Origin of the sequence: Stenotrophomonas sp. STK17_22, assembly GCF_051983905.1 — a bacterium.
In the GTDB taxonomy this organism is placed as follows: Bacteria; Pseudomonadota; Gammaproteobacteria; order Xanthomonadales; family Xanthomonadaceae; genus Stenotrophomonas; species Stenotrophomonas maltophilia_A.
On sequence record NZ_CP197010.1, the window covers coordinates 2464515 to 2487680 of the forward strand.

Here is a 23166-nt window from a genome sequence, read left to right on the forward strand (position 1 = left end):
GCATGGATCTCGACTGGAGCGCACTGTGGTTGTCGCTGAAGGTGGCCGGTTGGGCCACCGCGATCAACCTGGTGCTGGGCGTGGCACTGGGCGCGCTGCTGGCGCGTCGGCGATTTCCCGGCCGTGAGCTGCTGGATTCGCTGCTGACCCTGCCGATGGTGCTGCCGCCGACCGTGCTGGGGTATTACCTGCTGGTGCTGATCGGCCGCAACGGCCCGATCGGCGCGTGGCTGCAGTCGTGGTTCGGCATCAACCTGGTGTTCACCTGGCAGGCGGCCGTGATCGCTGCGGCGGTGGCCTCGCTGCCGCTGGTGTTCAAACCGGCACGCGCGGCATTCGAGGAAGTGGACGGTCAGCTGGAGCAGGCCGCACGAACGCTGGGTGTGTCCGAGGCGGCGGTGTTCTTCCGCATCACCCTGCCACTGGCCTGGCGCGGCATCCTCGCCGGCCTGCTGCTGGCGTTTGCGCGCGCGATGGGCGAGTTCGGCGCGACCCTGATGGTGGCCGGCAGCATTCCAGGCCGCACGCAGACGCTGTCGATCGCCATCTACGAGGCGGTGCAGGCCGGGCAGGATGGCAAGGCAAATGCGCTGGTGATCCTGACTTCGGTGGTCTGTATCGTGATCCTGTTGCTGGCCGCGCGGCTGGTGGGCGGGCGTCGCCGGGAGCTGCGCGATGTGGCTTGACCTGCAGGTGCGGCGCCGCCTGCAGGGGGCCGGCCAGGATTTTGTGTTGGACGTATCGCTGCAGTGCACGCAGCGGCAGGTGGTGCTGTTCGGGCCTTCAGGCGCCGGCAAGAGCCTGACTTTGAAGGCGGTGGCTGGGCTGCTACGACCGGGCCAGGGTCATGTACGGCTGCAGGGGCAGACCCTGTTTGATGCGGCCACCGGCGTGGATCTGCCGCCGCAACGCCGCCGGCTGGGCTACGTGTTCCAGGATTACGCGTTGTTCCCGCATCTGAGCGTGCGCCAGAACGTGGCGTTCGGTCTGGAGAAGGGGTGGTTGAATCCGCGGATCGGCCAGCGCTTCGATGCGGTGGAACAGTGGTTGCACGCATTCCGCATCGATACGGTGGGTGATCTGCTGCCCTCGCAGGTGTCCGGCGGCCAGCGCCAGCGCACTGCATTGGCGCGTGCTCTGGTGACGCAGCCGCAGGCGTTGCTGCTGGATGAGCCGTTCTCTGCGCTGGACCATGATCTTCGCCAGCACCTGCGGCGGGAGCTGGAGACGGTGCTGGACGGGGCCGGTATTCCACTGCTGCTGATCAGCCATGATCCCAACGACATTGAGATATTTGGGGGCCAGATCGCCTACATCGAAAATGGGCGACTGATCTCTCCTCCCGGCTCGCGTCAGAGGCCGACCCGTCAGCCCCGCCTTCTACCATCCTTAGTCAGCTCCCCAACAAGCCCGGGTCTTGAGGGGAAGAGCAACCATCAGTCGGTTGGAGACTCAGAGAGCCCAAAGCCACGATACATCTGCCCGCGAGCCGCGCAAATGGGAGACGACCCTGGTGCATAGGCATCTCTATGCCGGTAGGCGAGCGGTAGGGCCTGGACCTTCTTGCAAGGCGGATCGACTCGCCCGCGCTTGGCCGCGCTTCGTGGCTCCGGCCGAGGCGGGGACAACGCGCACCCAGCGCTTCCCATATGGCCGAATTGGCGTAATGATCCGCTCGAAGGGAGCGAGACTTCTCCAGCCTCCCGTGGCGGCAGACCGCCGAGGGGCTTGGAGGGGCACGGAGGCCATTGGCGCTCTGGGCAATATGGCGAGGAGCCCCCGGTCCGTTTGGCCACCAAGAGGTCGATACGAGGCTCGTAGGGTAAGAATTCCGGATTGGCATATGACTGAGGTCGACAGCATTGAACGTCTCAGACTGGCCTTTGGTGCACAACGTCCTACGTCGTGAGAGGGGGTGTTTTGTTCGATATGTCACCCGTCATCTAGCGGTCGAAAGATCGAAATGAACTCGACCACGAATCGACGGAACTAGCCACGCTTCAATTGTACTGAGGGAAACATGACGCCAAAGAGCGCCAACCAATCTTCCGAAGAGCGCGCAAACGGCGATCTTGCATGGCCGGACCTTGCGCGCTCATCGATACTGATCGTTGACGACGAACCTGGCATGCGTAGCTTCTTGGTTCGTGCCTTGCGACCGCGATGCAAAGCTGTGGAAGCTGCAGCTGACACCATTGAAGCGGAGCAGCATCTGACGGAGCGCCACTTTGACATCGTGATTGTGGACAACGTGTTGCCAGGGAAGAGTGGCATCGCGTGGCTGGAGGACCAGCGCAGGGGAGGGGTCTTGGCCGACTTCATTCTGATTACTGCGTACGCAGACTTGGATTCCGCTATCGGCGCTATCCGCGCGGGAGCGGCTGATTTTCTTCTCAAGCCTTTCAGAACCAATCAGTTGCTGGCCGCTATATCGCGCTGCCTGGAACGCGGTCGCCTACGGCGGGAGAATGCCATTCTCCGTCACGAGCTACATGGCTCCGGTGCACCAGCTGCGCTTCGAGACAGGCTCACAGGTAGCTCGCGTGCGATTCAGGCCACCAAGGATCTGATCGCGAAGGTCGCACCACTGCCCAGTAGCGTGCTGTTCACTGGAGAATCCGGCTCTGGAAAGGAGGTTGCCGCAAGATCGCTGCACGCGTTGTCCGCAAGGGCATCTCATCCTTTCATTCCAATAAATTGTGCAGCTGTTCCCAGCGAGTTGATTGACGTTGAACTGTTCGGGAGTCTCAAAGGAACGTTCAGTGGAGCGAACTCGTCTCGCCAAGGACTGGTCGCCTATGCAGAAGGCGGAACATTGCTGTTTGACGAAGTCGCTGATCTTCCCTTGGCTCTCCAAGGAAAGCTGCTAAGGATGCTTGAAGATAGACGGATACGACCAGTTGGCGCAGATCGGGAGATTCCGATCGATGTCAGATTCATCTTCTCAACCAACAAGAATTTGGTTGCGGAAGTGAAGAATGGAACATTCCGTTCGGATCTCTACTATCGCATCAACGTTCTCGAGGTGTCGCTTCCTCGCCTTCATGACCGCGGCGCTGATGTGTTGGAGCTGGCGGCGGGCTTCATGCGTGAGCTGGGGCTGCAGCTTGGCCTTCAACCGATTCCGATCGACGAAAGGACCCGGGCATATCTTCAGAGCTACTCGTGGCCCGGGAACGTCCGCGAGCTTCACAACTACGTTGAGCGTAGCCTGATACTCGGACACTTTCCGACTCAGCTTGAGCGGTTGGAGTCACTCTCTGACCCACGAAGCCGGCTGCTCTCGGAGGTCGAGCGCAGGCACATCCTTGCAGTGCTTCGTGAGACTGGCGGAGATCGCGAAAGAGCGGCCACGATCTTGGGCATATCGCGAAAGACGATTGATCGTAAGTGCTCCAGTTGGAATGTATTAGCCTAGGAATCTGCAATGAACCGAGCGCGCTCAGTTCGCTTCCGCCTGCTTCTAATCGCGATCCTTCCAATGTTTGTGATCCTGCCGGCTATCGTCGGCGGACTCATCTACCAATGGGATTTGCGCTTCGACCGACTGCTCGCCTCGAAGGTTGGCGGGGACCTGAAAGTTGCGGGACAGTACATGAACCAGCTGCTCGTCAACGACCGCGCGACGCTGGCTGCGATTGCTGATTCGCAGAGCTTCCATGGCGTCATTAGCCAGGGGGTCAACAAGAATGCAGAGCTTGGCAGCCTACTAGCGTCGAAAGTCCAAGGTGGTTCACTAGACTTCATCGCACTGTTGGATTCAAACGGTCGCTTGTTGGCTAGTAGCGAGCCGGCCTCGCCAGCTGAGCTTGACTTGGACTGGTCAGTCATCGAAAAGGCCCTGAAGGGAGCGTCCAGCGTGGAGGTGGGGGTGGTAAGCCGGGACGATCTGATGGAGATCTCCCCAAAGCTCGCCGCACGGGCCGAGGTCATTCGTCCGCATAACGCAAGGAATCCTGTCGATTCGGCCCAGAGTGAGAAGCGGGGCCTAATGATTCAAGCTGCAACGCCGGTTGCACTGCCAAACAATCAGGTCGGCGTCTTGATTGCGGGTACTCTGCTGAACCACAACACCGAATTCATCAAGCAGATCACTGACCTTGTCTACCGAGATAAGGCCCTGCGTACTGGCGCAACAGGGATAGCCTCCATCTTCCTTGGTGATACCCGCATCAGCACCAACGCGTTGTTGGCGGGAGGGAACCCAGCGTCGGGGACACGGGTGTCTTCTGAAGTGGCCGAGGCCGTGCTGGGCCAGGGAAAGACCTGGCAGGCAAGAGCCTACGTAGTCAATGATTGGTACATTGCCGGCTATATGCCCATTCTCAATGGCCGGGGCGTACCCATTGGTATGCTCTTCGTGGGCTTTCTGGAGAAGCCATTCACCACCGCCCGTCGAAACTCCATCGGAGCGATCGTGTTCGGTTGCCTGCTTGTTGCAGTCATCACCGTACCCCTTTTTCTGTACATCGCTCGCGGCGTGTTCAAGCCACTTGAGCGGATGGATCAGGCAATTGGACGGGTCAAGGCGGGTGACCGCAGTGCTCGCTCCGGAGCAGGGGCATCCAATGATGAAATCGGACGTGTCGCTTCGCACTTGGACCAGCTGCTCTGTCAGCTGGAAGAGAAGGAACGACAGCTGGTCGCCTGGAACGAGGAGCTCAATTCCAGGGTAGAGGAGCGAACTGCTGGTCTCGCACTAGCCAATAGACGGTTGGAAGAGACGACCCAGCACCTGATTGTCACTGAGAAGCTGGCAACAATTGGCGAGATCGCAGCAGGAATAGCGCACGAGATCAACAATCCGCTTGCCGTCATGCAGGGGAACCTCGAGCTTCTGCGTGACTCGATCAGGGAGCCCGAGGGTCAAGGGTTTGGAGAAGAGATTGACCTCATTGAGGATCAGATTGGGCGTATCAGCACCATTGTTTCCAAGTTGCTGCAGTTCTCCAAGCCCAGTGAGTACTCCGGTCATAGTGAGCTGCTAGAGCCTGCCACGCTGATGTTGGAGACGCTGCCCCTGATTCAACACCTCATCAAGCGCCATCCCGTGAAGATAGAGGAGAACTTCCTGTCCACACGGCTCGTAACGGGCAATCGGGGCGAGCTGCAGCAAATTCTTGTGAACCTCATGATCAATGCAATCTATGTGATGCAGAAGGGCGGAACGCTGGGATTGGCGACGTTGGACGTTGACGACGTTCATGGTCACCCTGGCGTCGCTTTGCGAGTCTCAGATACTGGAAGCGGCATTCCTCAGGATATTCTGGTCCGAATTTTTGAGCCATTCTTTACGACCAAACATCGTCAAGGTACCGGGCTGGGTCTTTCCATCAGTCAGATGCTTGCCAACCGCTACGGTGGCAGCCTGTCTGTGGAGAGAACCGGCCTGACAGGGACGGTCATTGAACTATGGATGCCCGAGGCTGCCGACGATGAACTGCTTTAGACCTGCTGTAGCAGTGTCATGCGAACGGCGTGATGTCATTCGCATTTCGAACTCAAGTGGAAGGAATTTGTTGCCTGGGCGTATCGACGCCAGCAGTCGATCAATGAATCAGAGGTTGGCATGACACACCGTCTCCCAGATGTTGAAACGAGAATGCGAAGGCAGCCGACGTTGTGGGACGTTGCGTTTGCCGTCAGGGGTACCATCCTGCCCAGGATCGCATTGCATCTACTACTGATTAGCATTGTGACCGCAGGAGCGGTGCTCGCATCAACGGAGCATCCAGGAATCTTTGCTCGCTTCAGTGCCGTTCCGTTCACGCTCATTGGTATCGCACTTTCCGTATTCATGAGTTTTCGAAACAACGCTTGCTACTCCAGATGGTGGGAGGCGAGGCACCTTTGGGGTGACCTGGTCATAGCGTGTCGCTCGATAGCCAGGCAGACGTCCCTGCTGGATCCAAACAGCCGAGCACAGATCCTGCGAGGCCTGTGTGGCTTCAGTGCGGGCCTCTATTCTCGACTGCGCCGGGCCGACGAAGCCCATGCGATCGCACCTTGGTGGGATATTGGCAAGGCATCACAAGGCCCGAATCCGACGGACGCTGTGCTCCAGGGCATTGGCTTGAAGCTTGCCCATCTGGCTCATGAGGGAAGGATCGACTCGATTCAGTACTCGGTGCTGGATAAGCAGCTTGCCAACTTGGCTCGTATCCAAGGTGGGTGCGAGAGGATACTCAATACTCCGATTCCATTCTCGTATTCGCTGCTGCTTCACCGGACTGCGATCGTATTCTGCACAACGCTTCCTTTTGCGCTGGCAGGAACATTGGGGTGGTGGACCTTTCTACCGGTGCTCATTGTGGCGTACACGTTTTTTGGTCTCGATGCGCTGGGCCGTCAGCTGGAGGAGCCATTCAGTTCCGCGCCGAACGCGCTCCCGATCTACTCAATGAAGAGGACGATCGAGACAGAGCTAATGTCTACGCTGGCCCTGACTGTGGTCGATCAGGAGTCGGTACAGCAGCCAGTGCAGCAGCCACGTAGGGAGGAGTGAGGTGTGAGCGGAGGAAGGTCGGTGCACTTGTAAGGCCGCTCCGGCATTTTCCAGCAGGCAAGCTCATGCCCTAGCGTCAGTCAGCCATGGATTACGAGGCTCACCTGGAAAGAACTTGCCCAAAGGTAGCATTCGTGTCGCTCATCCGATTCTGTCCGCACGTATGCGGCGGAATATTCTAGACGGCTTTAACTTCCATAACGATCAAAAATTGAGCCAGCAGGAGCAAGAGTGATGTCAACAGATATGTTCGTGATGCATTCGGATCATACGCCGGCGGGGGATCAGCCCGAGGCGATTGCCAGGCTGATTGCTGGCATCGAGGAGGGAGCAACACATCAGACCTTGAAGGGAATTACAGGGTCAGGGAAGACCTTCACGATGGCCAATGTGATCCATCGGCTGAAGCGACCCACGCTCATTCTTGCGCCAAACAAGACGTTGACTGCTCAGCTCTACGGGGAGATGAAGGCGCTGTTCCCCGAGAACGCCGTGGAGTATTTCGTTTCCTACTACGACTTCTTCCAGCCAGAGGTCTATATCCCAGGTAGCGATCGTTACATCCAGAAAGACTCAGCCATCAATGATCACCTTGAGAGGCTTCGACTATCGACTACGAAGTCTCTGATTGAGCGTAGAGACGTGATTGTTGTCGCTTCGGTGTCCTCAATCTATGGACTGGGAGACCCACAGAGCTACCGGGATCTGCAGGTTGAGCTTGCGCTTGGAATCGAGCTGGATCAGAGGGACTTCCTGCGTCGGCTTGCATCGCTTCAGTACGACAGGACTGAGCGGACCCTGAAGCGTGGCACGTTCCGTGTGTCTGGCGATGTGGTCGATATTTTTCCCGCCGACTCTGAGTACAAGGCAATTAGAGTAGAGCTCACGGACGAGGGGAGAGTGCAGTCGCTCATCTGGATTGATGCGGTTACAGGGAAGAAGCTTGGCGATGAGACGCGCTACCTCGTTTCTCCAAAGACACTCTTCGCAAGCCCCAAAACAGAAATCAATGAGGCTACGAAGGCCATCCTCAAGGATTTGGAGGCCAGGGTGGCGGAGCTCAACGCATCTGGTCGAATCGTTGAGGCAAATAGGCTTTACGAGAAGATCACGAACGACGTGGAGATGATGAGGGAGCTGGGATATTGCTCTGGCATGGAGAACTACTCCAGTTACCTGAACTCAAAGCCGTCAGGAGCTAGGCCGACGACGCTCATGGACTACCTCCCGAAGGATGGCCTGCTATTTGTTGACGAGTCGCACGTCATGGTTCCTCAGATCGCGGCAATGTTCAGGAGCGATCAGAGCAGGAAGGAGACTCTAATCGAGTACGGGTTCCGTCTACCTTCGGCAATGAACAACAGACCGCTTAGCTTCTCTGAGTTTGAAGCCATCAAGCCCCAGACGATCTTCGTTTCGGCTACGCCTGGCGCCTATGAGATTGGGAGATCCAAGGGAAGATTGATTGACCAGCTCATCAGGCCCACTGGCTTGCTCGATCCGCTGGTAGAGGTGAGGCCGAGGGAGGGCTACAGGCGCGATCTTCTGTCAGAGATCGCCCGTTGTGTACGAGAGGGCGACAGGGTCTTGGTGACCACGCTGACAAAGGTGTCTGCTGAGGAGCTGTGCGAGTTCCTCGAGGATCAAGGGGTGCGTGCGAAGTACATGCACTCGGATATCAAGGCAGAGGATCGAGTTGAGATCATCAATGGGCTGAGGGCCGGCGAGTTCGATGTGCTAGTGGGTATCAGCCTGCTGAGAGAGGGGCTCGATATTCCCGAGGCCTCTCTGGTCGCTATCGTTGATGCGGACCAGGCGGGCTTCCTTCGGTCGAGCCAGGCCCTCATTCAGATGATTGGACGAGCTGCAAGAAACTCGCGCGGTAAGGCGATCATGTATGCCGATACGATCACCAGTGCGATGCGGCAGGCCATTTCTGAGACTGATGACAGGCGACAGCATCAGATCGCGTTCAATGAGGAGTTCGGCATCACCCCGTCAACGTCTCGCGGAATGTTGGGATCAACAGAGGCTCGCCCTGACCGGTCGCATGCCCATTCAGCGGAGTTCTGCGCCAGCCTAAAAGATCTCTGTGATCGAATTACATCAAAGGAGCGACAGCTTCTGGATCTCTCTGATGCCGGGGACGAGGAGGAGATCGAGTTCGTCAGGCTGGAGCTAGACAAGCTATACCGCCAATTCATCTACATGTAACCACTCTCCCGAGTGGTGGGGCGTGGCTCCTGCAGGAGCCCGCCTTTTCTGGTGTGCGGGTGGGGCGAGAGGGGCCTTTCACTGGCCTCTGGCGGCTGCTCGAAATCAGGCGCAGACTCAGTTGACGGAGTTAAAGACCCTCCCAGATTGCTAGCTTGCATACTATCGGGGAGTATAGTATCGTTCCCTCATGTGATACGGACAGGTGCGCAATGCCTCACAGCCCTCGGGAGAAAAAGCAGGCCCTTACCCGCGTACGTCGGATCAGCGGACAGGTGGCTGCATTGGAGCAGGCTCTGGAGAGCGGGGCGGAATGTGCTGCAGTACTTCAGCAGCTTGCTGCTGTGCGCGGGGCGGTCAATGGTTTGATGGCGACGGTTCTGGAGAGCTATCTGCGTGAAGAGTTCCCGCATAGCGACACCCACACCGACTCTCAAAGGAAGTCGATTGACGAGACCATCTCTATTGTCCGCTCCTATCTCCGTTAGTCAGTTCGCGACATTGCTTGATGGCGCTAGTACTAAGTAGAGGAGGCAATCTATGGGTGTCCGAACTACTTCATTTCCAAGTAGAACCCGCCATTCCTAACCCCTTCGTGGGTTAGGGCGTCACGACTAGGACGTTGAGGCCTTTCCAGGAGGCTCCAAGGCATGCTGGATGATGTCAGTCGAGTTGTGCCTGTCTGTATTTCTTGGGGCGGGCAATCTCTGTCGGCATCGTTGCCTTCCGCATCTGACTGAGTCATGGCAGGCCCTTTGAAGTGAGCTTCCAGCCTCGTTGCGACTCCCATGTGGTCCGCGCCTGGCTTGGAAGGTGGGAGAGCAAGGGCCTGCGATCTATGCGGTGCCGTCCTCCCAGCTTGTTGTGGTTCCCACTACCGCCCTACACCAGAGCCGGTTCCACCACGCGACCTTTCGCTGAGCTATCGCACAAGCAAGTGATAGACCTCCCGTGAGCGGTGTTTAGAAGATCATCCATTCTTGAGGCTATGTATGAATGACCCATCCGGCCTGAGCCAAGCTGCAGGCACGCCAGCAGAAGGCTACGTATATGGGATGCCGGCGCACGCGGACCGCCGCGCCGCCGTTGAGGAAGTCCATGCGCGACCGCACCTGCTCACCCAGTCTCCGCGAAGCCTTCTCCAGCTCTCCTTCATGACAGAAGGGGACATGAGTCGAGATCGTGCCGCGATCGACGATCTTTCAGGTCGTATGGGGGCTGCAGTCGAGGATCACACCACACCTCATCACGCGCTTACGTGGAATGAGGGCGATCTGCACTGCGAGAAGCACACTGAGTTCTCTTCCTACCTCTGGAGCGCACCACTGAGCTCAGAAACAGGTGAGCCTTGTGGGGACAACCCGTTTAGACAGGGATTCAAGCCGCCAGGACCCGTGATCTCGGCTGTTAGCGTCAGGCTTTTGCCTTGGACCGCGGAGGCGGAGAAGGAAATAGATTGCTTTGATCCCGTCAGCCGCTGCTATTCGCTGGTTGAGAACGGTGCCGCGGCCATTGTGACCGACTTCCGGCAAGACGAGGAAGGGCTAACCCACATGCTCATCCTTGATCGCGGCCTGACTCCGGCGCGGGCAGGGGCGCTGGCACAACGACTGCTCGAGGTCGAGACATACCGAACGCTTGCCCTGCTAGCGCTACCGCTGACTCGCTCCATGACGTCGAATCTTCGTCGCATGGAGGCGCGTCTGGCTGCAATTACTGAAGAGATGCGCAGGGCCTCCGGTGGACGTCGTGACAGTGACGTACTCCTCTCGGATTTGACCAGCTTGGCTGCAGAGTTGGAGGCGGACGCCGCGGCAAATCTCTATAGGTTTGGTGCAAGTCGGGCTTACTACGAAATTGTTGAAGAGCGACTGGATGCGTTGGCGGAGGATCAAGTTGCCGGCTATAGCACCTGGGCGGACTTCTTGTATCGAAGGATTGCACCGGCCATGCGAACTTGCCAGTCAGTGAAGGAGCGACAGGGGAAGCTCTCAGACAAGTTGACGCGCTCAATCTCGCTCCTTCGGTCGTGGATTGATGTTGAGCTCGAGCGGCAGAACCGCGACCTACTGGCGTCCATGAATGAACGGGCGAAGGTTCAGCTGCGCCTGCAGCAGACGGTGGAAGGTTTGTCGGTGGCCGCCATCTCGTACTACGTCGTGAGTCTTCTCGCATACCTGCTCAAGGGTTTGCCTGGGACGCATGACATCGCAGCAACCGTCACTGCGATCTTGGTTCCCGCTGTATTGCTGCTGATTTGGTGGATTGTCCGAAGGATTAGGCATGCACACGGTGACTCGGCAGTCGAGGACAAGGCCTAAAGCCTCGCTTAAGGCCACATTCGATTCGCGATAGATGGCCTATCAAATTCAATTCAGAGGAAAGAACAATGGAACGCATTGAGCGTCACGCAAGCTTCGGTGGATGGCAGGACGTCTACCAGCATGAATCATCCAGCCTTGGTTGCACCATGAAGTTTGGAGTCTATCTCCCTCCGCAGGCGTCCAGCGGCCCGGTACCTGTTCTCTACTGGCTCTCTGGCCTGACGTGCACAGAGCAGAACTTCATCACCAAGTCTGCAGTGCAGCAGCTCGCTGCTGAGCATGGCATTGCCATCGTTGCTCCGGATACAAGTCCGCGCGGAGAGTCCGTCGCGGATGATCCAGCTTACGATCTCGGCCAAGGCGCGGGGTTCTACGTCAATGCCACCGAGGCACCGTGGTCTGACCACTACCGCATGTATGACTACGTTGTAAGTGAGCTGCCTGCTCTCGTTGAGAAGAACTTCCCTGTTAGCCAGGCTCGCTCAATTAGCGGCCATTCAATGGGCGGCCACGGTGCCTTGGTCATCGCTTTGCGAAACCCAGGTCGCTATCGCAGCGTATCCGCCTTCTCTCCGATAGTGGCGCCCACCCAGGTTCCTTGGGGCCAGAAGGCGTTTTCGGCCTACCTGGGGGGAGATCAGGAGCAGTGGCGGCAGTATGACGCCGTGGAGCTGATTGCAGATGCAAAGGAGCGCCTGCCCCTACTGGTGGATCAAGGGCTCAGTGATGACTTCTTGCAGAATCAGCTTCGCCCTGAACTGCTTCGAGATGCATGCGCCAAGGCGAATCATCCGCTTTCGCTGAACCTTCGCGATGGTTACGACCATAGCTACTACTTCATCTCCAGCTTCATTGCCGATCACCTCAGGCACCACGCATCGGCACTGAGCACCTAATTAGGGAGTGCTGCCGTGATCAAGACCTCCAGAAATCGTCATCAAGTTGTGATCGTTGGGGCGGGCTTCGGCGGACTGGAGGCCGCCACGCACCTTGAAGGAGTGGATGTCGATGTAACAATCATTGACCGGCGGAACTATCACTTGTTCCAGCCGCTGCTCTACCAGGTAGCTGGTGCGTCACTGTCACCGTCGGAGATTGCATGGCCGATCCGCTATCTGTTCCGTGACCGCCCGGAGGTGAGGACCCTCATGGCGGAGGTCGAGGGTGTGGATAAAGCTGCCCGCCAAGTGATCCTTCAGGACGGCACTCGATACCCTTACGACACCCTTGTGCTCGCTACGGGAGCGACACATGCCTACTTTGGGCATGACGAATGGTCGAAGTACGCTCCAGGCCTGAAGAGCCTGGAGGATGCAACAACCATTCGAGGCAGGATCCTGAGCGCGTTCGAGCAAGCGGAGCTCTGCAATGATCCCGAGGTTCGAGAAGCCCTTCAAACCTTTGTGATCATTGGTGGTGGGCCTACAGGTGTCGAGCTTGCCGGAACCATCGCGGAGCTGGCGCGAGGCACGCTGCAGGATGACTTTCGGTCAGTTGATCCCAGCAAAACCCGGGTATTTCTCATTGAAGCGGGTCCGCGGCTGCTTCCTGTCTTTCCTGAAAAGCTCTCCGAGTACACGAGGCGCGCCCTCGAGAAGCTTGGGGTATCCGTTTTGTTGGGGGCACCTGTCACAGAGTGCGCCTCTGATGGGGTGATGCTCAATGGCAAGAAGCTGGCGGCATCCACAATCGTCTGGGCAGCCGGAGTTCAGGCGTCTCCAGCCGCACGTTGGCTCGACACCGAATCAGATCGGGCGGGGCGCGCAATCGTCGGCCCTGATCTAACGGTGCCTGGTTCCCCCAACATCTTCGTGATTGGGGACACTGCTTCATCAGCCACTGCGGACGGAAAGACCGTTCCTGGAATCGCGCCGGCGGCCAAGCAACAAGGCAAGTACGTCGCGGGCCAGATTGAAGGGCTGATAACAGGGGCGCGGAGGACCGCTGCATTCAAGTACCGGCACCAGGGCAACCTCGCCACGATTGGACGCAGCCTTGCAGTAATCGATATGGGGAAGCTAAAGCTGAGCGGAGGAATCGCATGGTGGATCTGGAAGCTCGCTCACATCTACTTCCTTATCGGAGTGCGAAATCGCCTGAGCGTTGCAATGAGCTGGGTATGGAATCACAGCGTTGGATACAGAGGAGCTCGCATCATCCTCCGTGATAAAGCAAGCAATGCCACAAGCGGCTCATTGGATGGGAAGCTGAAATAGGGGCCAAGAAGCTCCGAATGCATACTCGCAACTGACCTCCCGAAGGAGAACACCTTGGCAGATCTATTCACAGCGAAACCAAGGGCACCCCTGGCCGAACTGCTACGACCGAAGTCTCTCGACGAGTTTGTTGGGCAGCAGCACCTGCTGGGGCCGGGGAAGCCTTTGCGTCTTGCCTTTGAAGCAAGAAGTCTGCACTCCTTCATCATGTGGGGGCCCCCGGGCGTCGGTAAGACCACCCTGGGGCGCCTCGCAGCGATGGTGACTGACAGTCACTTCATTGCGATCTCCGCCGTACTCGCCGGGGTAAAGGACATCAGGCAGGCCATTGATGATGCGCGGGCCGAACTCGACGTACGCGGTCGCTCCACGGTACTTTTCGTCGACGAAATTCACCGGTTCAACAAGGCCCAGCAGGATGCGCTGCTACCTCACGTTGAATCAGGGCTACTCACGCTGGTGGGCGGCACCACAGAGCATCCAGGACTGGCCGTTAACTCGGCGCTGCTTTCGCGCGCGCAGGTGTACACACTTGAGCCTCTGTCTGACGCAGATCTTGAGAAGCTCTACGAACGCGCCAGACCTCACTTGCGAGGCGTTGACCTCTCCGATCCCGCATTGCAGCTGCTGAAGGGCTTCGCTGATGGTGATGGCCGCAGATTCCTGAATCTTCTCGAGCAGGTCTCAACTGCGGCCTCTGAGAAGCGGGTGGAAGAGGTGGATCTTGAGTTTGCCAAGCGCTCCACCAGCCCGTCACTGCGTCGATTCGATAAGGGTGGGGACGAGTTCTATTGGCAGCTCTCCGCGTTTCACAAATCACTGCGTGGCTCTGATCCCGACGCCTCCCTCTACTGGCTAGCGCGCATCCTGGATGGGGGCGGGGACGTGAGCCAGGTCACACGTCGAATGATTGTTATGGCAAGCGAAGATATCGGAAATGCTGATCCGGGCGCTCTGCACTTGGCCATCCACGCTGCGCAGGCGTATGAGCGACTTGGCTCTCCTGAAGGTGAAATTGTCTTGGCCCAGGCTGCGACCTATCTGGCGCTCTCCCCCAAGTCGAATGCGTCCTATGCGGCTTGGGATCTAGCAAGGGCCTTCGTCAAGGAGCACGGATCATTACCAGTTCCCATGCATCTTCGGAATGCTCCAGCGAAGCTTATGAGGCAGATGGGGTATCGACAAGCATATCGCTACGCGCATCATGAGCCAGACGGCTACGCAGCTGGACAGACGTACCTGCCGGAGGGTGTGGAGAGGCCGAACTGGTATCGGCCCACTGATCGGGGAGCTGAGCGCGCCTTGGCTGAGAGACAGGCATGGCAGCGAGCCTTGGATGAAGAGGCATCGCAAACCGAAGCCGATCCCTCTTCGGGCCAGTGATCCAGCTGAACTTAACGTCTACAACCTACAGAGACATGCACATGCCAAACGCCACATTCGGTGAAGCTTCCTGCAGTGTCGCAGCAAGCGGCCTTGTAGAGGTGCGCGGTGCGCGTGAGAACAACCTTAGAGACGTTGATGTCTCAATTCCTCGCAACGCACTGGTCGTCTTTTCCGGTGTATCCGGTTCCGGGAAGTCATCTCTTGCATTCGGGACAATCTATGCGGAAGCTCAAAGGAGGTACTTTGAGTCCGTTGCTCCCTATGCTCGACGCCTAATCGATCAAGCAGGCGTCCCTGATGTTGACTCCATCGATGGACTCCCGCCAGCGGTAGCACTGCAGCAGCAGCGTGGTGCCAGCAATGCGCGATCTTCGGTGGGTAGCGTCACCACGCTATCCAGCCTCATTCGTATGATGTATTCCCGCGCGGGAGCATATCCGGCTGATCAGCCTATGCTCTATGCCGAGGACTTCTCACCCAATACTCCCCAGGGCGCATGCGCGACCTGCCATGGCCTTGGCCATGTGTACGAGGTGACAGAGGCCCTCATGGTGCCGGATCCAAAGCTGAGCATCCGTGAGCGTGCCATTGCTTCGTGGCCACCTGCATGGCACGGGCAGAACCTTCGCGACATTCTGGTGACGCTGGGCTACGACATTGATAGACCTTGGAAGGACCTTCCCAAGAAGGACCGCGATTGGATTCTGTTTACCGAGGAGTCGCCCACTGTGCCGGTCTATGCTGGGTTCACGCCAGCGGAGACGCGTGCGGCCCTGAAGCGTAAGACTGAGCCAAGCTACATGGGAACCTTCACTGGCGCCCGTAGGTATGTCCTGCACACGTTTGCTAACACGCAAAGTGCCCTGATGAGGCGCCGCGTATCGCGATACATGGAGGGAAAGCTTTGTCCCACCTGCCATGGCAAGCGCCTTAAGGCAGAGTCGCTGTCAGTGACATTTGCGGGTGTGGACATTGGTCAATTCATGCAGATGCCTCTTGACCAACTGGCGTCCCTGCTCGAGCCCATTTCTCGAGGAGACTTCAGTGCTCATGCTGGCGGGGGGAAGGCGAACAAGGAGGCCACCCGTCGTGATCGCGCCGATAGGGCGGCCAGTGGGCGGGCGGTCCACGCGGTGTCTCCTGACGTCCGCCGCACCTCAGCGCTGTCGGAAGAGAAGCGCCTGGCCGCGCAGCGCCTCGCTAGTGGAGTGATGAGCCGAATCAGTCAGTTGCGTGGCCTTGGGCTTGGTTATCTAACTTTGGATCGCGCTACGCCGACATTGTCCGCTGGCGAGTTGCAGCGATTGAGACTCGCCACGCAGTTGAGCTCGCTGCTCTTTGGCGTGGTGTACGTGTTGGACGAGCCGTCGGCAGGCCTTCATCCCTCCGACAGCCAGGCTCTCTATGACGCCTTGGACCGCCTCCGCGACGGTGGTAATTCCGTATTTGTTGTGGAGCACGATCTGGAGCTGATGCGCCGTGCCCAGTGGTTGGTGGATGTTGGGCCTGAGGCGGGAGAGCGGGGCGGCAAAGTGCTCTACAGTGGAGAGCCGGATGGTCTTCGTGACATCGACGAGTCACGTACCGCGTTGTACCTCTTTGACAAGGTCCCGCCCCCTAGTGGCCAAGAGCGTCAAGCGAGTGGTTGGCTGGAACTTCAGGGCATCCAGCGTCACAACCTGAAGCGCATTGATGCAAAGATACCTTTGGGCATCCTCACCGCGGTGACCGGGATTTCGGGATCGGGCAAGTCCAGCCTCGTCGCCCAGGCGTTGCCGGAGCTGATGATGCTTCAACTTGGGCACGAGCCTGAGGACGACGCGGTGGAAACGGGGGCAGCAGACGGGCCAACCGTCATCGAGACGACAGGGGGACACCTCGGCGGAGATGTCGATGCTATTCAGCGTCTCGTCCAGGTTGATCAGAAGCCAATCGGACGGACGCCGCGATCGAATCTCGCGACTTACACCGGCCTTTTCGATCATGTTCGAAAGCTGTTTGCCGCAACACCAGATGCGCGGCGTCGACGTTACGACGCAGGTCGATTCTCCTTCAACGTGGCCAAGGGACGTTGTGAGACGTGCGAAGGGGAGGGATTCGTGAGCGTCGAGCTGCTGTTTATGCCTAGCGTCTATGCACCGTGCCCAACGTGCCACGGTGCGCGATACAACGAGGCTACGCTGAAGGTGCTTTGGAACGGTAAGAACATTGCAGACGTTCTGCGGATGACTGTCGAGGATGCACGTGAATTCTTTGGCGATGAGGACGCGATCGCTCGCCCACTTCAGTTGCTGAAGGAGATCGGCCTTGGATACCTTCGACTGGGCCAGCCGGCTACCGAGCTATCGGGTGGTGAAGCGCAGCGAATCAAGCTGGCCACAGAGCTTCAACGGAGCCAGCGCGGGCGGACACTGTATGTCCTGGATGAACCTACTACGGGCCTCCATGCCTCGGACGCGGATAGGCTGCTTGTGCAGCTCCAGCGGCTCGTTGATTCCGGCAATACGGTGGTCATGATCGAGCACGACATGCGCGCCGTTGCTCAGGCGGATTGGGTAATCGACGTGGGTCCAGGTGCCGGTGATGCGGGCGGGCAGATCGTGGCGGCAGGAACTCCAAAACAGGTCGCTCGCGTGAAGAGAAGCCGCACCGCCCCCTTCTTGGCTGAGGAACTCGCCCGCGCGGGTTGACCCGACGCTCTTTTGGCCACCATGAGCGTCCCTGGCGCTCATGGTGGCCAGATCCCGTATCAGAGAGAGGCCAAGCGACTCGGCGTTAGCGCTTCCCTGCTTTGGATGGCGTTAGGGCCGAGGTGGGGGAGGGCGTCATCTGCATAAGGCTCGGTAGTGCTCCGACGGCGGAATGGAGTGCATCGAAAACTACTCTGACGCGAGGTGAGACTGGGCCGCGTTGTGGCCGATAGACGTACAAGCCCCACGGGGCAGGATCGAATTCTTCCATCACACGCTGCAGAACACCTGACTGAATGAGTGGGGCAGCCATGTAATCAGCAAGTTGGGCAAACCCCAAGCCCGCAATGACCCCTGCCATCTCCATGTCGGCATTGTCTGCAATGAAGGCCGGTGCTGTCGGCGCCACCTGTACGCCTCCAGCCAGGTACCAGGGCCAGGGCCTGCCTGTATTGATGTCCACCGACGCAACCAGTGGAAACCGCGAGAGCTCGCTAGTCTCCGCTGGTGCTCCGATTCTCTCTACAAGTGCGGGGGAGCCAACGATGTGCAGTCGCATCTCTCCTGCCTTCTTCGCAATGAATCTGCTATCACGCATGAAGCCGACGCGGATTCCGACATCGATCCCTTCATCGACAGCGTCTGCAACCCGATCGCTTAAGCGAACGTCCAAGACAATTCCCGGGTGACTTTGGGTCACTGTATCCAAGGCGGCAAGAACTGCCCTGGAGCCCATGCTGTGAGGGGCACTAATTCGGACTGTGCCCACAATCTGTGAGGCCGTCGCCTTGGTTCGCGGGCGCCACAGCTTGTCTAGGCCCTCAAGCGCCGGCCGCAGCTGATGTAAGAGATCCTCCCCAAAGGCCGTGATGCGAACCTGGCGTGTGCTTCGGTGGAACAACAGCTCCCCGTAATGACTTTCAAGGGCCTGTATCGCTCGGGTGATGGCCTGAGGAGAGCTTCCCAGTCGAACAGCGGCCTCACGAAAGCTCGGCGCCTCAGCCGCGGCCCTAAACGTCTTTAGAAGATCCAGCTCGCTGTTCATCTCAAGGCCCCCGTGGTCGTTGGGCTCATATTATTCCATTTCAGGGAATTATGAAATCCTATCAATTCCATATACAACAATTCTTCAGATCTCCAGAATTCCTCCACACCCTCACCTGACCGGAGAACCTGATGAGCAAGTTCAACTACATCGAAGAGTACTACCAGGCATTCAACCGCGGTGATCGCGACGCGATGCTCTCGATGCTCACTGATGACGTTGTGCACGATCTAAATCAGGGGAATCGCGAAGTAGGGATCGACGCATTCCGCGCGTTCCTGAGCCGCATGGATTCCTGCTACAGCGAGCAGCTTCACGACATCGTGGTGATGTACAGCAGCGATGGTGCGCGTGCCGGCGCGGAGTACGTGGTGCACGGACTCTACCACCACACGGACGAAGGTCTCCCTGCAGCGGCAGGGCAGATCTATGTTCTTCCCGGTGGCGCGTTCTTTGACATCCGTGATGGAAAGATTGCGCGCGTTACCAACTACTACAACCTGGAGGACTGGATTTCCCAGGTCCACAAGGCGCCCTGAAATGGCTACCAACGTGCGAGTAGAGGTACTGGTCGGCACCGAAATCGAGGACTGGCTCGATCGCGTCGCTCAGCTGCGGATCGAGATATTCAGTAGCTATCCCTACCTGTACGAAGGAGACATGGACTATGAGCGTCACTACCTCCGCAACTATGCGACGTCTGACGGGGGCATCGTTGTCCTGGCCAGGGATGGAAGGGACGTTGTAGGTGCATCGACTGGCCTTCCTTTGTTGAGCGCCGATGCCGCTTTCATTCGTCCCTTCCAGGAGCACGGTCCCCGGCCAGAAGAAGTCTTCTACTGCGGGGAGTCCGTACTGAGGCCGGAGTACAGAGGAGCTGGCTTGGGCCACGTCTTCTTTGATCGAAGAGAGGAGCAAGCCCGACGAAAGGGCTTCAAGTGGTCTTCTTTCGCGTCGGTGGTTCGGTCGGAGACTGATCCGCTTAGGCCACCTGGATATCGAAGCAATGAAGGCTTCTGGACTCGCCGTGGGTATGCACAACAGAGCGCGATGAAGGTCGCTCTTCCTTGGCGGCAGCATGGGGCCACGCACGAAACCGAGCAGACACTTTCACTTTGGCTCCGTTCCTTGGAGGACGTTACATGAAGATTGCAGCAGCTAAGTACGTGATCGGTCGTCCGAAGACCTTTGCCGAGTTCGCTGCGCGCCAGCGCCGAATTCTGAATGACGCACGGGAACAAGGAGTTGAGCTTGCAGTACTTCCGGAATACCTGTCGCTGGAACTGGGTTCGACTCTTCCAGAAGCTCTTCAGCTTAGCCTGAGGTCCACCCTGGAGTCGCTCCAGATCTATCAGAGCGCATGGTGTGAGCTCTATAGCACCTTGGCTGTCGAACTGGGAATGACCATCCAGGCAGGAACGATCCTCACCGCAACATCCCATGGGATGTATCGCAACCGTGCCTGGTGGTTCACAGCTGATGGTCGCAGCGGATGGCAGGACAAGCTTCAGCTTACTGGCTTCGAGAAGCAGGCAGTTGTCATCGAGCCTGGCGATCGCATCGCGGCGTTTGAGCAGGACGGAAAGCGTGTCGGGATTGCGGTTTGCTATGACAGCGAATTTCCGCTTCCTGTTCGCCTCCAGCAGGAGGCAGGGGTGCGCTTGCTGTTGGTGCCAAGTTGCACCGACACCGACGCCGGTGCCACCCGTGTCGATGTTGGGTGCCGAGCGCGAGCGCTTGAGAATCGGATGTTCGTGGCAAAGGCGGTCACCGCTGGCGTCGCCGACTGGAGTGAAGCGCTTGATGTCAACACCGGTGAGGCAATGATCCTCTCACCGATGGACCATGGCTTCCCCAGTGACGGCGTGCTCGCAGCGACCTCCGACGATCAGGAGTGGGCGATTGCTGACATTGACTTCGCAGCGCTCGAGGCAAGCCGTGCACGAGCGCAGGTAGCCGTCGACAAGGATTGGGATGGTCAGCTCCGCTTCCATTCCGTTGAGGTCCTGAACTAACCAACGTCTAGATGCCTGGGCCATGAAGTGCTCGTGGGCGTCGCTGGCAACTCAAATACCTGGGGAATCAAAATGCATCGTATTGTCATTGTTGGTGGTGGGGCCGGAGGGCTGGAGCTGGCTACGCAGCTGGGCCGGAAGCTCGGGCGCTCAGGGCGAGCAAAAGTCACTCTTGTCGATGCTCGGATGACGCATCTGTGGAAGCCACTTCTTCACGAGGTTGCCTCAGGCGCGTTGGATGCCGCAGAAAGTGAGCTCAACTATCTCGCCCAGGCTAGCTGGAATCACTTCCAGTTTCAGTTGGGGCGGATGACGGGTTTGGATCAGAAGTCCAGAAAGATCGAGCTTGCCCCACTGTACGATGAGGAGGGCAACGTTATTGCGCCCCGTCGCTCGATCTCCTACGACACCCTGGTGATCAGCGTGGGTAGCGGAACGAACGACTTTGGAACTCCCGGTGCAGCGGATCATTGCCTGTTCCTGGACGATCCCGATGCCGCCATTGCTTTCCAGAAGCGGCTGCTGAGCGAGTACATGGGCGCGCAAGCGCGTGGCAAGTCAGAAACACTGGAGGTTGCGATCGTCGGCGCCGGTGCCACCGGTGTCGAGCTGGCTGCCGAGTTGCGTGATGCTGCGAGGCAATTTAGCGCTTATGGGCTGGACAAGATCTCTCCCGAGAATCTGAAGATCACGCTTATCGAGGCTGGTCCGCGAGTGCTGCCAGCTCTGCCAGAGCGCGTGAGCCTGCCGGTAGCCGAGCGACTTGTACATGAAGGCGTTCGTGTCATGTGTGGCTCGGCTGTCACCCTGGTGGATGAAGAGGGCCTGCAACTCGCCAATGGCATCAAGGTTGCTGCGAGGCTGAAGGTATGGGCGGCGGGCATCCGTGCTCCCGTCTTCCTTGCATCCCTCGGGAACCTCAAGACCAATCGCATCAACCAGCTCGAGGTATCTGAAACGCTGCAGACAACGCAGGATCCGAACATCTTCGCATTCGGGGATTGTGCAGCCTGCCCGAATGGACGCAGCGGTACAAACGTGCCTCCAAGGGCACAGGCCGCTCATCAGCAGGCTCACTTCCTTGCGCTGGCAATTACCCGCCGTATCGAGGGACGCCCACTGCCCAGCTTCACCTATCGAGACTATGGATCGCTGGTGTCCCTGTCGAGGGAGGGTGCCGTTGGCACGCTGATGGGCAACCTCATGGGGTCATTCAAGGTCGAGGGCTGGCTGGCCAGGATGTTCTACATCTCACTGTATCGCATGCACCAGAGGAGCCTGTTCGGTACACGCCGTGTGGTTGCGCGCATGCTGGCAGACGCATTGGGACGGAGTACGGAGCCTCGCCTCAAGTTGCATTGATGCGGACGAGCTGAGGGGCGGAGCTGCGAGTCAATAATTCCAACGCAAGGAATTATGAAATCCAATCTGTTCCATATACAGCAATCCATCGAAGTCCAATACTTGGTCCCAACAGCTCGCCAAGAAGAATGCTGTAGGCGCATTCGACCTGATTGAAACGCGTTCTAGAGCCGGCGCCAGGGGCGGCGCGCCCGATGTACCACTGATCAAGCTCGCCCCAAAGACCGTTGTCGCACTTATCTCGTTACACCCAAGGAGAACTCACATGAAATCCCGTGCAGCCGTTGCATTCGGTCCCGGTCAACCGCTCGAGATCGTCGAAATCGATGTTGCTCCGCCGAAGAAGGGCGAAGTACTGGTGAAGATCACCAGCACTGGTGTCTGCCATACCGACGCATTCACCCTGTCGGGCAATGACCCTGAAGGCCTGTTCCCGGTGGTGCTGGGCCATGAAGGCGCCGGCATCGTTGTCGAAGTGGGCGAGGGCGTGACCAGTGTGAAGCCCGGCGATCACGTCATCCCGCTGTACACCGCAGAATGCGGTGAGTGTCTGTTCTGCAAGAGCGGCAAGACCAACCTGTGCGTTGCCGTACGCGCCACCCAGGGTAAGGGTGTGATGCCTGATGGCACCAGCCGCTTCAGCTACAACGGCCAGCCGCTGTATCACTACATGGGTTGCTCGACCTTCAGCGAGTACACCGTCGTGGCCGAAGTCTCTCTGGCCAAGATCAATCCGGAAGCGAATCCGGAGCACGTCTGCCTGCTCGGTTGCGGTGTCACCACTGGCATTGGTGCGGTGCACAACACGGCCAAGGTGCAGGAAGGTGACAGCGTGGCCGTGTTCGGCCTCGGTGGCATCGGCCTGGCGGTGATCCAGGGTGCTCGTCAGGCGAAGGCTGGTCGCATCATCGCAGTGGACACCAACCCGTCCAAGTTCGAGTTGGCCAAGCAGTTCGGCGCAACCGAATTCGTGAACCCGAAGGATTACGACCGTCCGGTTCAAGAAGTCATCGTTGAGATGACCGGCTGGGGCGTCGATCACAGCTTCGAGTGCATCGGCAACGTCAATGTGATGCGTTCGGCGCTGGAGTGTGCACACCGCGGCTGGGGCCAGAGCGTTGTCATCGGTGTGGCCGGTGCTGGTCAGGAGATCTCCACCCGTCCGTTCCAGCTCGTGACCGGTCGTCGCTGGATTGGCAGCGCCTTCGGTGGTGTGAAGGGCCGTAGCCAGCTGCCTGGCATGGTCGAAGACGCCATGCGGGGTGAGATCGATCTGGCTCCGTTCGTGACCCATACGATGGGCCTGGAAGCAATCAACGAAGCCTTCGAACTCATGCACGAAGGCAAGTCCATTCGTACTGTCATCAACTACTGATGCACCGCAGCACCGGGCAACCGGTGCTGCACTT

The 23166-nt window shown here is 58.4% G+C and carries 17 protein-coding genes and 1 pseudogene; 17 read left to right on the plus strand and 1 reads right to left on the minus strand.

Features of this window, described 5'->3' with window-relative positions:
- The first annotated feature begins 2 nt into the window (after positions 1-2).
- The 12 genes and pseudogenes from modB to ACSYS9_RS11515 all read left to right on the plus strand — a co-directional run bounded on the left by modB (position 3) and on the right by ACSYS9_RS11515 (position 17335).
- Positions 3-686 carry a molybdate ABC transporter permease subunit gene (gene modB, locus ACSYS9_RS11460; protein ID WP_005413347.1) on the plus strand — a complete coding sequence of 228 codons (684 nt, stop codon included), beginning with the start codon at positions 3-5 and terminating at the stop codon, positions 684-686.
- Positions 676-1335 (plus strand): annotated as a pseudogene (locus ACSYS9_RS11465) (ATP-binding cassette domain-containing protein); the annotation flags it as partial. The gene modB and the pseudogene ACSYS9_RS11465, both read left to right, overlap by 11 nt.
- A gap of 685 nt (positions 1336-2020) precedes the next feature.
- Positions 2021-3418: a sigma-54-dependent transcriptional regulator gene (locus ACSYS9_RS11470; RefSeq protein WP_440569325.1), complete on the plus strand. Its 1398-nt coding sequence runs from the start codon at positions 2021-2023 to the stop codon at positions 3416-3418.
- Positions 3419-3427: 9 nt separating this feature from the next.
- Complete coding sequence (locus ACSYS9_RS11475) at positions 3428-5449, plus strand: cache domain-containing protein (protein WP_099596071.1); 2022 nt, start codon at positions 3428-3430, stop codon at positions 5447-5449.
- Between the two features lie 120 nt (positions 5450-5569).
- Positions 5570-6505 (plus strand): bestrophin family protein, encoded by a 936-nt coding sequence (locus ACSYS9_RS11480; RefSeq protein WP_258016711.1) that lies wholly within the window; start codon positions 5570-5572, stop codon positions 6503-6505.
- Between the two features lie 234 nt (positions 6506-6739).
- The gene (uvrB, locus tag ACSYS9_RS11485; RefSeq protein ID WP_099596069.1) at positions 6740-8719 is read left to right on the plus strand and encodes an excinuclease ABC subunit UvrB; all 1980 of its coding nucleotides are present in this window, start codon (positions 6740-6742) and stop codon (positions 8717-8719) included.
- Between the two features lie 212 nt (positions 8720-8931).
- On the plus strand, positions 8932-9207 hold the full coding sequence (gene frmR / locus ACSYS9_RS11490) for a formaldehyde-responsive transcriptional repressor FrmR (protein ID WP_017354484.1): 276 nt from the start codon (positions 8932-8934) through the stop codon (positions 9205-9207).
- A 504-nt stretch (positions 9208-9711) separates the two neighbouring features.
- Positions 9712-11040 (plus strand): DUF3422 family protein, encoded by a 1329-nt coding sequence (locus ACSYS9_RS11495; protein ID WP_005413343.1) that lies wholly within the window; start codon positions 9712-9714, stop codon positions 11038-11040.
- A 68-nt stretch (positions 11041-11108) separates the two neighbouring features.
- Complete coding sequence (gene fghA / locus ACSYS9_RS11500) at positions 11109-11939, plus strand: S-formylglutathione hydrolase (RefSeq protein WP_180874487.1); 831 nt, start codon at positions 11109-11111, stop codon at positions 11937-11939.
- Positions 11940-11954: 15 nt separating this feature from the next.
- The gene (locus ACSYS9_RS11505) at positions 11955-13259 is read left to right on the plus strand and encodes an NAD(P)/FAD-dependent oxidoreductase (protein ID WP_032966743.1); all 1305 of its coding nucleotides are present in this window, start codon (positions 11955-11957) and stop codon (positions 13257-13259) included.
- 54 nt (positions 13260-13313) lie between these two features.
- Positions 13314-14642 carry a replication-associated recombination protein A gene (locus ACSYS9_RS11510; RefSeq protein ID WP_005413341.1) on the plus strand — a complete coding sequence of 443 codons (1329 nt, stop codon included), beginning with the start codon at positions 13314-13316 and terminating at the stop codon, positions 14640-14642.
- 41 nt (positions 14643-14683) lie between these two features.
- A complete protein-coding gene (locus ACSYS9_RS11515) occupies positions 14684-17335 on the plus strand; it encodes an excinuclease ABC subunit UvrA (RefSeq protein ID WP_032967168.1) in 2652 nt (883 codons plus the stop codon).
- 85 nt (positions 17336-17420) lie between these two features.
- On the opposite strand, the gene ACSYS9_RS11520 is transcribed toward ACSYS9_RS11515, so the two are convergent.
- Positions 17421-18380, minus strand: coding sequence for a LysR family transcriptional regulator (locus ACSYS9_RS11520; protein ID WP_032966742.1), 960 nt, complete (start codon positions 18378-18380; stop codon positions 17421-17423).
- Between the two features lie 131 nt (positions 18381-18511).
- On the opposite strand from ACSYS9_RS11520, the gene ACSYS9_RS11525 reads away from it, so the two are divergent.
- The 5 genes from ACSYS9_RS11525 (at position 18512) to ACSYS9_RS11545 (ending at position 23132) form a co-directional block, all read left to right on the plus strand.
- Positions 18512-18919 carry a ketosteroid isomerase-related protein gene (locus ACSYS9_RS11525; RefSeq protein WP_005413338.1) on the plus strand — a complete coding sequence of 136 codons (408 nt, stop codon included), beginning with the start codon at positions 18512-18514 and terminating at the stop codon, positions 18917-18919.
- A gap of 1 nt (position 18920) precedes the next feature.
- The gene (locus ACSYS9_RS11530) at positions 18921-19526 is read left to right on the plus strand and encodes a GNAT family N-acetyltransferase (RefSeq protein ID WP_017354477.1); all 606 of its coding nucleotides are present in this window, start codon (positions 18921-18923) and stop codon (positions 19524-19526) included.
- Positions 19523-20395 (plus strand): carbon-nitrogen hydrolase family protein, encoded by an 873-nt coding sequence (locus ACSYS9_RS11535; RefSeq protein WP_099596067.1) that lies wholly within the window; start codon positions 19523-19525, stop codon positions 20393-20395. Before ACSYS9_RS11530 ends, ACSYS9_RS11535 begins: the two co-directional genes overlap by 4 nt.
- Before the next feature lie 72 nt (positions 20396-20467).
- A complete protein-coding gene (locus tag ACSYS9_RS11540) occupies positions 20468-21757 on the plus strand; it encodes an NAD(P)/FAD-dependent oxidoreductase (RefSeq protein WP_099596066.1) in 1290 nt (429 codons plus the stop codon).
- A 265-nt stretch (positions 21758-22022) separates the two neighbouring features.
- The gene (locus ACSYS9_RS11545; protein ID WP_005413335.1) at positions 22023-23132 is read left to right on the plus strand and encodes an S-(hydroxymethyl)glutathione dehydrogenase/class III alcohol dehydrogenase; all 1110 of its coding nucleotides are present in this window, start codon (positions 22023-22025) and stop codon (positions 23130-23132) included.
- The last annotated feature ends 34 nt before the right edge of the window (positions 23133-23166 follow it).

Coding starts and splice junctions, on each gene's coding strand:
- modB (WP_005413347.1), top strand. CDS start 3: ATGGATCTCGACTGGAGCGCACTGTGGTTGTCGCTGAAGGTGGCCGGT.
- ACSYS9_RS11470 (WP_440569325.1), top strand. CDS start 2,021: ATGACGCCAAAGAGCGCCAACCAATCTTCCGAAGAGCGCGCAAACGGC.
- ACSYS9_RS11475 (WP_099596071.1), top strand. CDS start 3,428: ATGAACCGAGCGCGCTCAGTTCGCTTCCGCCTGCTTCTAATCGCGATC.
- ACSYS9_RS11480 (WP_258016711.1), top strand. CDS start 5,570: ATGACACACCGTCTCCCAGATGTTGAAACGAGAATGCGAAGGCAGCCG.
- uvrB (WP_099596069.1), top strand. CDS start 6,740: ATGTCAACAGATATGTTCGTGATGCATTCGGATCATACGCCGGCGGGG.
- frmR (WP_017354484.1), top strand. CDS start 8,932: ATGCCTCACAGCCCTCGGGAGAAAAAGCAGGCCCTTACCCGCGTACGT.
- ACSYS9_RS11495 (WP_005413343.1), top strand. CDS start 9,712: ATGAATGACCCATCCGGCCTGAGCCAAGCTGCAGGCACGCCAGCAGAA.
- fghA (WP_180874487.1), top strand. CDS start 11,109: ATGGAACGCATTGAGCGTCACGCAAGCTTCGGTGGATGGCAGGACGTC.
- ACSYS9_RS11515 (WP_032967168.1), top strand. CDS start 14,684: ATGCCAAACGCCACATTCGGTGAAGCTTCCTGCAGTGTCGCAGCAAGC.
- ACSYS9_RS11520 (WP_032966742.1), bottom strand. CDS start 18,380: ATGAACAGCGAGCTGGATCTTCTAAAGACGTTTAGGGCCGCGGCTGAG.
- ACSYS9_RS11525 (WP_005413338.1), top strand. CDS start 18,512: ATGAGCAAGTTCAACTACATCGAAGAGTACTACCAGGCATTCAACCGC.
- ACSYS9_RS11530 (WP_017354477.1), top strand. CDS start 18,921: ATGGCTACCAACGTGCGAGTAGAGGTACTGGTCGGCACCGAAATCGAG.
- ACSYS9_RS11535 (WP_099596067.1), top strand. CDS start 19,523: ATGAAGATTGCAGCAGCTAAGTACGTGATCGGTCGTCCGAAGACCTTT.
- ACSYS9_RS11540 (WP_099596066.1), top strand. CDS start 20,468: ATGCATCGTATTGTCATTGTTGGTGGTGGGGCCGGAGGGCTGGAGCTG.
- ACSYS9_RS11545 (WP_005413335.1), top strand. CDS start 22,023: ATGAAATCCCGTGCAGCCGTTGCATTCGGTCCCGGTCAACCGCTCGAG.